We start from the raw sequence: 12,277 nt of genomic DNA, 5'->3' as shown, positions 1-12,277 counted from the left end.
GAGTGATATCACGATCAAGCCCGGGTATTCCCGGACACACTAGGCCATTTCTTCCGTCAGGTCATCCGTGTGGACCTGCTCACGGCTACCGCTGTGACTCCATTGCGGCTGCTCCGCCGGAGCGCCGTGGAATCGCTGGCGATACTGTTTCGGCGTCACGTTCAGGCGCCGGACGAACGTTGTCCGCATATGCGTCGCACTATGAAAGCCGCAATTGAACGCGACGGTTTTAAGCGGCGCATCGGTCTCTTCGAGCAGCCTTCTCGCCGCGTCAACGCGCACCTGTTCGACAAACGCGGACGGCGTGACCTTTGCATATTTCTCGAACAGCCTGGAAAACGTGCGCCGGCTGACCGAAACCGCCCTCGCGAGTTGCTCGATCGACAGCGCATCGGCAATGTGCTCGGTGACGTACCGGTGCACCTTGCTGATGATCGGGTCGTCGCCCTTTTGTATGCCGACGTACGGGCTGTACTGAGACTGCCCGCCCTCTCTCTGGATATAGACGACCAGCCGTTTCGCAACACGCACGGCTATTTCGTGCCCCCAGTCTTCGGCGACCAGCGACAGACAGAGGTCAATGCCCGCGGTTACACCGGCCGACGTAAACAGGCGTCCGTCACGCGTAAAGATCCGGTCGGGCTGAACGCTCGCTTGCGGGAATTCGTTCGCGAGGCGCGCTGCGTCGGACCAGTGTGTGGTCACCTGTTTGCCGTCGAGCAGCCCTGCGTGCGCGAGCACGAATGCGCCATTGCACACGGAACCATAGCGCGCGGCGCCGCGCGCCTGAGTTTGCAGCCACGACAGAAACTCGCTGCGCGGCCGGAAATCAGGCAAGCGTGGCCCGCCCGCGACGAGCAGCAGGTCGGCCTGAATGTCGAAGTCCTCATAGCCAAACGGCACCGACAGTTGCATGCCGTTCGAGCAGGTGACAGTACCGGCGCGCGCCGCGACGAGAACGACCTGATAGTGCTGGTGCTCGGGAAGAAAGGTGTTCGCTTCGGCGAACACGTCCATGGGGCCTGCAAGATCCAGCGCCTGCACACCATCGAACACGACAATGGCGACTTTCATCATCTGACCTTCATCCAGTGCGGTGCTCCCGTGGCGCCGTGACCCGATGCATGATCACGACAGCCGCGGTAACGAGCGATGGCCCAGATTACCCGAACAGCCGCAAAACAGGGACAGGCTTTCCGTAATTTGACTCTTGCGGCCGTGTAATGAATGGGCATTCGCCCGGTGCACGAACTGGCAGCACTTCGCGTTCAACGGTGCACAAGTTTGCGACGCGAATGCCGCGTGGCCCAAATCACGCATTGAATGGCCACGCATCGCGCCATATGCGTGTTTCCCGCTGACGTCCGCTGACTAGACTTGCTCTCAACACGATCGAACTTGCACGTGCCGTGCAACCGATGCCGTTTGATTCTGGCCGCCGGATGATCGGCGGCCTTTATTTTCCGTGAGCCCGTCGTGACCCAGAACCCGACCATTCATTCACAAGCTTTGCAGAATTCACCGGACACACGCGAACCCATGTCGGGCGCCGACATCATCCTGCGCGTACTCAGCGAGCAGGGCGTGGACACCGTATTCGGATACAGCGGCGGCGCGATTCTGCCGACCTACGACGCGGTGTTTCGCTTTAACGCCATGCATGAAGCAAACCCCGAGCGGCAGATCAGGCTGGTGGTGCCGGCCAACGAGCAGGCGGCCGGCTTTATGGCCGCCGGTTATGCGCGCGCGAGCGGCAAGGTAGGCGTATTTATGGTGACGTCCGGTCCTGGCGCTACCAATGCGGTTACGCCGATCGCCGACTGCAATGGCGATTCGGTGCCGGTCGTGCTGATATGCGGGCAGGTGCCGCGCGCCGCGATCGGCTCCGACGCTTTTCAGGAGGCGCCCGTCTTCAACATCATGTCGGCGTGCGCAAAGCAGGTTTTCCTCGTGACGGACCCGGCAAAGCTCGAACAAACATTGCGAAGCGCGTTCGAGATCGCCCGCACCGGCCGGCCCGGTCCTGTTGTCGTCGATGTGCCGAAGGACATCCAGAACTGGCGAGGAACGTATCAAGGGCACGGCACATTGCACTTCCGCGGTTACTCGGACCGTCTTCGAACGGTGGCGAAAGGCGCTCGTCTGAACGCAGCGAAGCGCGCCGAATTTTTTGAGCTTCTCGCGCAAAGCAAACGACCGCTTCTGTATGCCGGTGGTGGCGTCATTGCTGCCGGCGCGGCGGCCGAACTGCGGCGGTTTTCCGAACGCTACCGCATCCCCGTCGTTACGACATTGATGGCGCTTGGCGCAATGCCGGCGAAACACGCGTTATGGCTGGGCATGCTCGGCATGCATGGCGCCGCTTGTGCGAATTACGCGGTCGAAGATTGCGATTTTCTGATTGCGATCGGCGCGCGCTTCGACGACCGCGTAGCCGGCGGACGCCCGGAAGCCTTTGCACCCGGTGCGCGATATGTCGCGCACATCGATATCGACGCCGCGGAGATCAACAAGGTCAAGCGCGCACACTGGGTTCACGTTGGCGATGCGAAGGACGCGTTGCTATCGCTGATGGAGCAGGATGCCGCGGTGCAACCGCGATCGGACTGGCTCGACCAGGTCGCCGAACTGAAGCGCGTGTACGGTCTGAACTACGACCGCAACAACCCGCTGATTCAACCGCAGTTCGTCGTCGAGAAACTTGGCGAACTGACCGGTGGACGCGCGATTATCAGTACCGGCGTCGGCCAGCATCAGATGTGGGCCGCGCAGTTTTTCGATTTTGCCGAGCCACGCGGCTTTCTCACTTCCGGCAGCATGGGCACGATGGGTTTTGGCTTGCCCGCCGCGATCGGTGCGCAATTGGCGCGGCCTGACGCGCTGGTGATCGATATCGATGGCGACGGCAGCATCCGGATGAATGCCGGCGACCTCGAAACGGCGAGCACCTACGGCGTGCCTGTGAAGGTGCTGCTGCTCAACAATCTCGGCGACGGGATGATCCGGCAGTGGCAGCGCCTCTTTTACGAAGGGCGCTTTTGCGTCAGCGACAAGGCGCTGCATAGCAAGAACTTCGTGATGGCCGCACAGGCCGATGGATTCGATTTTGCCCGCCGCGTGGACAAACGCGATGAACTCGAGGACAGCCTTCGCGCGTTTGTGGAATTCGAAGGTCCCGCGTTTCTCGAAGTGATGATCGACCAGAACGCGGATGTGTTTCCGATGGTAGGGCCCGGCCAAAGTTACGCGCAGATGATTACCGGACCGTTCATCCCGTCGCGCTCGCGCGTGCGGCTGGAGACAGAAACGCTCGACTCCGAACGCCGCCAGGCGACGGATATGTTTTAACCGGCGGGGTGGATATGATCGATGTCGACAAGATCCATCGGGTGCTGGCCAATCCGGTGCGGCGGGATATCTTGAGGTGGTTGAAGGACCCGGCCGCGCACTTTCCCGGCAGCCCGTTTCTTCATCTTCACACGGATGGTGTGCCGATCGGCACGATCCACGCGCGCATCGACTTGTCGCAATCGACGGTGTCGGCGCACATCGCCGCCTTGACGCAAGCCGGGCTGCTGAAAATGCATCGCGTTGGACAATGGGTGCTTGTCACCCGTGACGAAGAGACCATCCGCCGTTTCGTTGCCGCGCTGACGGAAGAATTGACAGAAGAACTCAGCGCGAACGTCGCGCCCGCGCGCTAGTGCGCTGACGCAGCGGCCGCCCGGCCGCGCAACCAGTTCATCGCGGTGAACAGCAGCGTCGCGAACACGATCAACACGGTTGCCACCGCGAGAATCGACGGATCGATCTGATCGCGAATGCCGCTCCACATCTGACGTGGCACCGTGCGCTGCTCGGGGCCGCCGATAAACAGAATGACGATCACCTCGTCGAATGACGTGGCGAAAGCGAACACCGCGCCCGTCGCAACGGCAGGCGTAATCAGCGGCAGCGTTACGCGGCGGAATGCGGTCCACGGCCGCGCGCCGAGACCGGACGCGGCGCGTAGCAGGCTCTGGTCGAACGACAGCAGCGAGGCGGTCACCGTGATCACCACGAATGGCGTGCCTAGCGCCGCATGCGCGAGCACCACGCCCGCATAGGAATTGACGAGCCCGAGCGGCGCGAAGATCAGGTAAAAGCCTGCCGCGACCACCACGATCGGAATAATCATCGGCGAGATCAGCAGCGGCATGACGATCGCTCGAAATGGAAACACCTGGCGGCTCAGACCGAGAGCCGCCAGCGTGCCGAGACAGGTTGCGATCAGCGTCGCGAGCGCGCCGATGCCGATGCTGTTCACGAACGCGAGCTGCCAGTCGGGCGAGCCGAATGCCTTCGCATACCAGCGCAGCGAAAAGCCGTCCATCGGATACGAAAAGAACGAGCCCGAATTGAACGACAGCGGCACGATTGCGAGGATCGGCGCGACCAGAAACAGAAAGATTACCGCGCAATGCACGCGCAAGCCTGCGCTTGCGATGCGTTCGGACAGCGTGCGGTGACGTTGCGCTTGCATGCCGGTTCCCCGCTAGCCGAATCGCAGCCGGTCGATCCCGACCAGCCGGTTGAACACGAAATAGAAAACAGCGGTGAAGATCACGAGGTAGCACGACAGCGCGCCCGCGAGTCCCCAGTTCAGTTGCTCGTTGGTCTGCATCGCGATCAACTGGCTGATCATTTCGTCGCCTGCACCGCCGAGCAACGCGGGCGTGATGTAGTAGCCGAGCGCGAGCACGAAGACCAGAAAGCAGCCTGCACCGACGCCGGGCAGCGTCTGTGGAATATAGACGCGCACGAACGCGGTCACCGGATGTGCGCCGAGTGATTGCGCGGCGCGCACGTACACCGGCGATACGCTCTTCATCACCGAATAGATTGCGAGGATCATGTACGGCAGCAGGATATGCGTCATGCCGATCAACACGCCGGTGCGATTGAAGATCAGCGGCAGCGGATGCGTGATGATGCCAAAGCGCATCAACGCGGCGTTGATCACGCCGCCGGGCTGCAGCAGCACATACCACGCGGTCGTGCGCACCAGCAGCGAGGTCCAGAACGGCACGATCACGAATAGCATCAGCCGGTTGCTCTGTTTTGCCGGCAGCGTCGCAAGCAGATACGCGACCGGGTAGCCGAGCAGCAGGCACAGCAGCGTCACTGTCGCGCTGATCTGGATCGTGCGCACGAACGCGGCACGATAGACGGCGCTGTCCGCGGAAACGGACGTGATTGATCCATCCGGCGAAACCTGCGCATCGACCGCGTTGAGCAGATAGTCGGGCGTCGGCGATGCGGCGGCACGCTGCAGCAGCCGCCACGTTTCATGTTGGCCCCAGCGGGGATCGATACCGATCAACGTCGGCTTCCATGCATCGGGTGTCTGCGAACGCGTCTCGCGCGCGGTCTTCATCAGCAGGCTGCGGAATTCCGGCAGATAGAAGTTCATCCGGCGCGCGACGTTGCCAAGCTCGCCAGATTCGGCCGATTGCTTCAGACCCTGCGCGAGCGCGGCAAACGCGGCCTCATTGGGCACACCGTTGCCGTCCCACGCGCGCAGCGCGGCAGTCAGTTGGGGCATGCTGCCGCGCACTTCCGGATTCTGCACGCTGCGCGCGAGCAGACTCGCGATTGGCGCGACGAAGGTCGCCAGCAGAAACACGAGCAGCGGCAACGCCAGCAGCAGCGCTTGCAACGCGGCTTTGCGGCGTGCCTGACGCCACGCGTGAAGGTTGCCGCTGCGCAGACCGGCATCGATCGTTGTCGCGGGTTGCATGGACGTGTTCATCGGCGCGCCGGCTCGTGTCATTGTGTGAGCCAGACCTGGAAGCGCTTGTTGATCGCATCTGCGTTATCGGCCCAGAACGTCGCATCGATTTGCAGCGGCCGCTTGAAGTTCGCGGGCGCGGTCGGCAAATCGGCGAGGCGGCTCTTGTCGATCAAAGCAATCGCGTCCTTGCGCGGCGGCGCATACGCGATGTACTTCGACAGGTCTGCGTACGCCTGCGGCGTCGATGCGGACACGATGAACTTCGCGGCGTCGGCGGCATTTTTGGCGCCCGCCGGAATGCCCCACCATTCGTAGTCGTACACCTGCGCATCCCAGACGATCTTGAACGGCTTGTGATCCTTATGCATCGCGTCGTCGATGCGGCCGTTATACGCCTGCGTCATCACGACCGCGCCGTCCGCGAGCAGCTGCGGCGCCTGCGCGCCGGCATCCCACCAGACGATGCTCGACTTGATCGTATCGAGCTTTTTGAACGCGCGATCGACGCCCGCCGGTGTAGCCAGCACTTTATAGACGTCCTTCGGCGCGACGCCATCGGCGATCAGCGCCCATTCCATCGCGACCTTCGGCGACTTGCGCATGCCGCGTTTGCCCGGATATTTCTTCAGATCGAAGAAATCGTTGATGGTGGTGGGCGGCGTGCTCAACTTCGTCGTGTCGTACGCGTACACGGTCGACCACACCATCGCGGATACCGCGCAATCGCTGATCGAGCCCGGCAGGAAATCGCTGGTATTACCCAACTGCTTGCGGTCGAATTTCTGCAGTAGACCTTCGTCACACGCAGTGATTGCATCGTTGGTTTCGAGGTCGATCAGATCCCACGTCGGGTTCTTCGCCTGCTCCATCGCGGATAGCTTCGCGAGGCCGCCGTCGTACGATTCCGTCGAGAAGCCGATGCCGGTCTTCGCGGTAAACGGTTCGAACCAGGCTTTTTTGGCCGCGGTCTCGTAGGCGCCGCCGAATGTGACGACCGATAGCGTAGTGGCGGCCTGCGCGGCGGACGACAACGCGCAGAGGACAGTGGCGGCGGCAAGAACGGCGCCGTGCCGGAAGCGGGAACATGTTGCGTGCATTTTAGTTGGCTCCTGCGATAAGTGGCGATGCGGACGATGAAGGCGAAAACGCGGTGTCGTCGCCGCTTGTGACCGCGACGCGCGACGAGAGGGCGGGCAGTACCTTGCAGTCGTCGCGCCGCCACGTGACGGCCGCCGTATGGCCGAGTGCGGGCAGATCGTGATGCTGCGTATTCGGCACCTTCACGACGACGCTCTCGCCGTGGGCCAGTTTCAGATGCACGCGATGATGGTCGCCGCAATAGACGAGTTCCTGCACCAGCGCATGCACGACATTCAGTTCGCCTGCGCCGCGCGCGGCATCCGCGGCCGCGTTCGCGGCCGTCGCGATGTGCGCGCGCTCGGGCCGCAGCGCGAGCATCGCTTCGCCGCCTTCGTGAAGGCCGGTGCCCGCGCGGCCGCCGATCAGCGTGCCGTCGGCGAGGCGCAGCGTGGCCCACTCGCCGGCGCTCGCGGCCACGCGGCCTGTCAAACCATTGTTTTCGCCGACGAAATTCGCCACAAATGCGTTCGCCGCGTTTTCATAGAGTTCGGTCGGCGTCGCGGCCTGCTGGATGCGTCCGTCGGAAAACACCGCGACGCGATCCGACATCGTCAGCGCCTCGTTCTGGTCATGCGTGACGTAGACGATCGTCAGCGATAGCTCGCGATGCAGCCGCATGATTTCGTATTGCATGCTTTCGCGCAGACGTTTGTCGAGCGCGCCGAGCGGCTCGTCCATCAGCACCACGCTTGGCTCGAACACCAGCGCGCGCGCAAGCGCGACGCGCTGCTGCTGGCCACCGGACAATTGCGCGGGTCTGCGTGCCGCGAGATGCGGCATTTCCACCATGTCGAGCGCCCGTGCGACGCGCGCCTTCTGTTCGCTGCGGCTGATCTTGCGCACCGACAGCGGAAACGCGACGTTTTCCGCGATGGTCATATGCGGGAACAGCGCGTAGTTCTGGAACACCATGCCGATATCGCGCTGATGCGGCGGCTTGTCGTCGAGGCGCTTGCCGTTCAGCCGGATCTCGCCGCGCGTCGGCGATTCGAACCCCGCGAGCATCATCAGTGTCGTTGTCTTGCCTGAACCGGACGGTCCCAGCAGCGACACGAATTCGCCGCGCGCGACGTCGAGGTCGAGCCCTTCGACGACGCTGTGCACGCCATCGTATGACTTGCTGACCCCGTCGAAGGAAATGAACGATTGGCTAGGCATGGTGAAGTGATTATCCGGTGCGCGGTGTCGCGCGTCATGACGTGGCAGTTCGCTGCGCCACATAGCGCGCGAAGTCGTAGTTCGGCCGCTCGAGATGGCTCAGGTTGCCGGGTTTCGCGAGCGGTGCGTGCACGCCGCGAAACACCGACTCGACGCCGTGCCGGTCTTCCGCATTGACCTCGTCGAGCAGCGTTTTCAGCGTCGCCATATAGTCGGCCGCTTTCGGATCGGTGATGAATTCAGGCGACAGGCCGCCGCCGAACTGGATTTCCACCTGACCCACACCGCGCGGCTGCAGCAGCAGGTACCAGAAGTAGCCGGGCGTGAGCGTCACCAGATGCGTCGGGTAGATCGCGAGCAACGCGGTCGTGCGCCGCCAGTGACCCTGCAAACGCGTGTTGTCCGGGTGCGCGTTGCCGATCGGCAGCGACGCTTCCTTCGTGATCCAGTGATAGTTGAACGCCGGCCGTCCCGGCGGGCACTCCATTTCTTCGAGGCGTGAATGCGGGCCTACCGTCGCGCGATGCAGCATCGGCAGGTGGTAGCTCTCCATGAAGTTTTCCGCGAGGATCTTCCAGTTGGTATTCCACACGTGCGCTTCATGGAAGGTCTCGACGTAGTCCGTCATACCGTATGGCTCGATCAGCCGTGTGAGTTCTTCGAGCTGTGTAGCGACGGGTGGCAGGTCCGCGTTGAGCGTCACGTAAATCCAGCCCTGCCAGACTTCGCAGCGAACCTGCGGAAGGCGATAGCTTTCCTTGCAAAAGCCCGGCTGCCGGTCCATCATCGGCGCGCCGGCAAGCGTGCCATCCAGCGCGTAGTTCCACGCGTGATAAGGACACACGATACGTCTGACGTTGCCGCGTCCTTCGAGCAACACTGACATCCGGTGCAAGCATACGTTCGACATTGCGCGTAGCGCGCCATGTTCGTCGCGCAGCACGACAACCGGTTGCGCGTCGATCTGCGCGGTCAGATAGTCGCCAGCGTTGGCAAGCGAACTGGCGCGCCCCACGCACAGCCATTCCTTGCTAAAAATCTCGCGCTGCTCGAGCGCGAGAAACGCATCGGACGTATAGACTCGTGGCGGCATCGCGTGCGCGTCCTCGAATGGCCGCTCGCAATTCGCCTGCAATTCACGTGCGATCCCGGATGCAGTGTCCGGCGAGTCTGCAAGAGCAGCCATACGGTCTCCATCTAGCGTGCGGTGCGATGGACACCAATCTATCAAGTCAAATTACCAGCCAAAATATTGTTTTTGGATGTAAAGGACAGTTTTTTCCTATGTAGCACGTCAAGGGACGCGCTCAGGCGGCTTGCATCAGCGGGTCGATCAGCCATTGCGATGCAACTCGCGGATCTGCGTCTCGCAGAACTCCGCGAAGCGCTTCACGACCTGACGCGGCTTTAGCTCACGCGATTGCGCGATACCGAGTGTCGTTGCCAGCACATCTTCCTTGAACTGTTTGATCACGAAGTCCGCGCCGTCTACCGTACGGAACGATTTCAGCGGGTAGTTCAGGATGCTATAGCCGAGACCATTGGCGACCATGCCGCGCACCACTTCCGGTTGCGATGAACGGAACGCCGGCACCGGCCGAGCGCCGACTGCATCGAACAGGGCTGCGAAGTATTCGCGGCTGTGCGGCAGATCAAGCATCACGTAAGGTTCATCGAGCAGTTCGGTTAGCGACACTGCGCGTGAGCGCGCGCGGGCGAGCCGATGCAGCTTCGGCAGGATCACGTACGGCGGCAACGCGACCAGTGGCGTGAACGCGATTTCGTCGGTGAGATCGAGGCTGTAGGTGAGGGCGAGATCGAGCGTGCCGTCGCGCAAGCCGCGCAGCAGGTCGTCCTGATGCGCTTCCTGCGTGCGAAAGCTGACGCCGGCATGGCTCGCGATAAAGCGGCTGATCAATGCCGGCATCACGGGCGGCGCAAGCGAAACCATGCAGCCGAGCGCGATCGCGCCGGACATGCCGCTGTCCATCTCGCGCGCGGCCGACTGCAGTTCTTCCGCGTTCTTCAGCAGATTGCGCGCCTGTCCGAGCATGTCGCGACCCGCTTGCGTCAGCGACAGGCCGCTCGCGTGATGACGGATAAACAGCTGCACGCCAAACGACGCTTCGAGGTCGGCCAGCGCGGTCGAAATGGACGGCTGCGAGATATGCAGCTTCCTTGCCGCCGCTGTAAATGACAGCACTTCCGCGGTGACGACGAAGTACCGCAACTGCCGCAGCGAATAGTGCAACTGGCCCACTTCCATCGTCTGTCCTTCGAGGCTTTTATCCGTCGCAATTGTGTGTCGCCAGAAATCCGTTTGCATAGGGAAAAACGATGAATTGCATTTTTGAAATGTGTTTTTCGGATGCCGTGCGCGGGCGTAGATTGCACGAGCGCCTTTAGAAGGAGACAGCGATGACCGCTGACGTAACGTCAATCGATACGCTCGTCGTCGGCGCCGGCCAGGCCGGCGTCGCGATGAGCGAACATCTGCGCAGGCAAGGGGTGCCGCACGTCGTGCTGGAGCGTGCCCGCATTGCCGAACGCTGGCGCACAGGGCGATGGGATTCGCTGGTGGCCAACGGTCCTGCGTGGCATGACCGGTTCCCCGGATTGGAGTTCGACGATCTCGATCCCGATGCATTTCCCGCGAAAGAGCGGGTCGCTGCGTATTTCGAAGCGTATGCAAGAAAGTTCGATGCGCCGATTCGCACCGGTGTCGAAGTGCGGCGCGTCGAGCGTGCGGTCGGGCGGCCCGGCTTTATGGTCGACACGTCGGATGGCGTGTTCGAAGTCAATCGCGTGGTGGTCGCGACCGGTGCGTTCCAGCGTCCTTTGATTCCGCCGATCATTCCGGCGGATGCGACGCTGACGCAGATCCATTCGGCCGACTATCGCAATCCGCGGCAACTGCCGGATGGCGCGGTGCTGGTGGTGGGCGCCGGGTCCTCGGGGGTTCAGATTGCGGACGAACTGCAACGCTCAGGGAAAACGGTCTATTTGTCGGTGGGTCCGCACGATCGCCCACCGCGTGCGTACCGTCACCGCGATTACTGCTGGTGGCTAGGCGTGCTCGGCGAATGGGACAAGGAGGTCGCGACGCCCGGCAGAGAGCATGTGACGATCGCCGTCAGCGGCGCGCGCGGCGGTCATACGGTCGACTTTCGGGCGCTCGCGAATCAGGGCATCACACTGGTTGGTCTGACGAAGTCGTTCGATAGTGGCGTGATGACTTTCGCGCCGGATCTCGCGGATAACCTCGCGCGCGGCGACGAGAACTATCTGGCCGTGCTCGACGCGGCGGACGACTATATCGCTCGCAATGGGCTGGATCTTCCGGAAGAACCGGACGCACGCAACATGCTGCCCGATCCGGATTGTGTGACTCATCCGATTCTCGAACTCGACCTGGCCCATGCCGGTGTAACGGCAATCATCTGGGCGACAGGCTATTCAGCAGATTACAGCTGGCTGAAGGTCAATGCGTTTTCCGCAAACGGCAAGCCGCAACATCAGCGCGGCGTATCGAGCGAGCCGGGTATCTATTTTCTGGGGCTGCCGTGGCTGTCGCGCCGGGGCTCCAGTTTCATCTGGGGTGTCTGGCACGACGCGAGACACATCGCCGACCACATAGCCATCCAGCGCAACTATCAGTCGTATCGCGATGCGTCGCAGCGTCACGCTAACGACTGCGGAAAACAGGGCTCCGATGGTGCGCGTCCCGATTCGCGCCATCTCGCCGATCTTCTCGACTGACAACAAGGTGCACGATGAACCAACCGACCCACACTCGCATCCGCATGTTCAATACGAAGGATACGTATCCGAACCAGGCGCTCGATAACGACCTGTGTCAGGCGGTGCGAGCCGGCAATACGGTCTATGTCCGCGGGCAGGTGGGCACCGATTTCGACGGCAACCTGGTCGGACTCGGCGATCCGCAGGCGCAGGCGCAGCAGGCGATGAAAAACATCAAGCAATTGCTCGAGGAAGCGGGCAGCGATCTGTCGCATATCGTCAAGACCACCACGTACATCATCGACCCGCGTTATCGCGAGCCGGTGTATCAGGAGGTCGGCAAATGGCTGAAGGGTGTATTCCCGATTTCGACCGGCCTCGTGGTGAGCGCTTTGGGGCAGCCGCAATGGCTGATGGAAATCGACGTGATTGCGGTGATCCCCGATAACTGGAAGCCGGCTTAAC

11 protein-coding genes are annotated in these 12,277 nt (G+C 62.1%); 4 read left to right on the top strand and 7 right to left on the bottom strand.

All coding sequences use genetic code 11. The features are described from left to right. Positions 1-39 precede the first annotated feature (39 nt). Positions 40-1,074, bottom strand: a complete 1,035-nt coding sequence (locus tag BX592_RS11695; protein WP_134192013.1) for a GlxA family transcriptional regulator — start codon at positions 1,072-1,074, stop codon at positions 40-42. A gap of 465 nt (positions 1,075-1,539) precedes the next feature. On the opposite strand from BX592_RS11695, the gene ilvB reads away from it, so the two are divergent. Both ilvB and BX592_RS11685 read left to right on the top strand, forming a co-directional pair. Then, positions 1,540-3,348 (top strand): biosynthetic-type acetolactate synthase large subunit, encoded by a 1,809-nt coding sequence (gene ilvB / locus BX592_RS11690; RefSeq protein WP_134191930.1) that lies wholly within the window; start codon positions 1,540-1,542, stop codon positions 3,346-3,348. 14 nt (positions 3,349-3,362) lie between these two features. After that, a complete protein-coding gene (locus tag BX592_RS11685; RefSeq protein WP_134191929.1) occupies positions 3,363-3,704 on the top strand; it encodes an ArsR/SmtB family transcription factor in 342 nt (113 codons plus the stop codon). On the opposite strand, the gene BX592_RS11680 is transcribed toward BX592_RS11685, so the two are convergent. The 6 genes from BX592_RS11680 to BX592_RS11655 form a co-directional block, all read right to left on the bottom strand. Next, a complete protein-coding gene (locus BX592_RS11680) occupies positions 3,701-4,522 on the bottom strand; it encodes an ABC transporter permease (protein ID WP_134191928.1) in 822 nt (273 codons plus the stop codon). The two genes, BX592_RS11685 and BX592_RS11680, sit on opposite strands and share 4 nt — an antisense overlap. Positions 4,523-4,534: 12 nt before the next feature. Beyond that, complete coding sequence (locus BX592_RS11675; protein WP_134192012.1) at positions 4,535-5,779, bottom strand: ABC transporter permease; 1,245 nt, start codon at positions 5,777-5,779, stop codon at positions 4,535-4,537. Between the two features lie 29 nt (positions 5,780-5,808). Further along, positions 5,809-6,870 carry an ABC transporter substrate-binding protein gene (locus BX592_RS11670; RefSeq protein WP_134191927.1) on the bottom strand — a complete coding sequence of 354 codons (1,062 nt, stop codon included), beginning with the start codon at positions 6,868-6,870 and terminating at the stop codon, positions 5,809-5,811. Position 6,871: 1 nt separating this feature from the next. After that, entirely contained in the window at positions 6,872-8,071 is a 1,200-nt protein-coding gene (locus BX592_RS11665) for an ABC transporter ATP-binding protein (protein ID WP_134191926.1), read from the bottom strand. A gap of 34 nt (positions 8,072-8,105) precedes the next feature. Then, positions 8,106-9,257 (bottom strand): aromatic ring-hydroxylating oxygenase subunit alpha, encoded by a 1,152-nt coding sequence (locus BX592_RS11660; RefSeq protein WP_134191925.1) that lies wholly within the window; start codon positions 9,255-9,257, stop codon positions 8,106-8,108. Between the two features lie 147 nt (positions 9,258-9,404). Continuing rightward, the gene (locus tag BX592_RS11655; RefSeq protein WP_134192011.1) at positions 9,405-10,337 is read right to left on the bottom strand and encodes a LysR family transcriptional regulator; all 933 of its coding nucleotides are present in this window, start codon (positions 10,335-10,337) and stop codon (positions 9,405-9,407) included. A gap of 152 nt (positions 10,338-10,489) precedes the next feature. Here BX592_RS11655 and BX592_RS11650 point away from each other — a divergent pair, with 152 nt between their 5' ends. Both BX592_RS11650 and BX592_RS11645 read left to right on the top strand, forming a co-directional pair. Then, entirely contained in the window at positions 10,490-11,830 is a 1,341-nt protein-coding gene (locus tag BX592_RS11650) for a flavin-containing monooxygenase (protein ID WP_134191924.1), read from the top strand. A 14-nt stretch (positions 11,831-11,844) separates the two neighbouring features. Next, positions 11,845-12,276, top strand: a complete 432-nt coding sequence (locus BX592_RS11645) for a RidA family protein (RefSeq protein ID WP_134191923.1) — start codon at positions 11,845-11,847, stop codon at positions 12,274-12,276. The last annotated feature ends 1 nt before the right edge of the window (position 12,277 follow it).

Source organism: Paraburkholderia rhizosphaerae (assembly GCF_004366595.1).
Taxonomy (GTDB): Bacteria; Pseudomonadota; Gammaproteobacteria; order Burkholderiales; family Burkholderiaceae; genus Paraburkholderia; species Paraburkholderia rhizosphaerae.
This window is presented reverse-complemented; position numbering and strand designations above follow the sequence as displayed.

Bases quoted from the DNA above. Each gene is read 5' to 3' on its own strand.
- BX592_RS11695 (WP_134192013.1), bottom strand. From the start codon at position 1,074: ATGAAAGTCGCCATTGTCGTGTTCGATGGTGTGCAGGCGCTGGATCTT.
- ilvB (WP_134191930.1), top strand. From the start codon at position 1,540: ATGTCGGGCGCCGACATCATCCTGCGCGTACTCAGCGAGCAGGGCGTG.
- BX592_RS11685 (WP_134191929.1), top strand. From the start codon at position 3,363: ATGATCGATGTCGACAAGATCCATCGGGTGCTGGCCAATCCGGTGCGG.
- BX592_RS11680 (WP_134191928.1), bottom strand. From the start codon at position 4,522: ATGCAAGCGCAACGTCACCGCACGCTGTCCGAACGCATCGCAAGCGCA.
- BX592_RS11675 (WP_134192012.1), bottom strand. From the start codon at position 5,779: ATGCAACCCGCGACAACGATCGATGCCGGTCTGCGCAGCGGCAACCTT.
- BX592_RS11670 (WP_134191927.1), bottom strand. From the start codon at position 6,870: ATGCACGCAACATGTTCCCGCTTCCGGCACGGCGCCGTTCTTGCCGCC.
- BX592_RS11665 (WP_134191926.1), bottom strand. From the start codon at position 8,071: ATGCCTAGCCAATCGTTCATTTCCTTCGACGGGGTCAGCAAGTCATAC.
- BX592_RS11660 (WP_134191925.1), bottom strand. From the start codon at position 9,257: ATGGCTGCTCTTGCAGACTCGCCGGACACTGCATCCGGGATCGCACGT.
- BX592_RS11655 (WP_134192011.1), bottom strand. From the start codon at position 10,337: ATGGAAGTGGGCCAGTTGCACTATTCGCTGCGGCAGTTGCGGTACTTC.
- BX592_RS11650 (WP_134191924.1), top strand. From the start codon at position 10,490: ATGACCGCTGACGTAACGTCAATCGATACGCTCGTCGTCGGCGCCGGC.
- BX592_RS11645 (WP_134191923.1), top strand. From the start codon at position 11,845: ATGAACCAACCGACCCACACTCGCATCCGCATGTTCAATACGAAGGAT.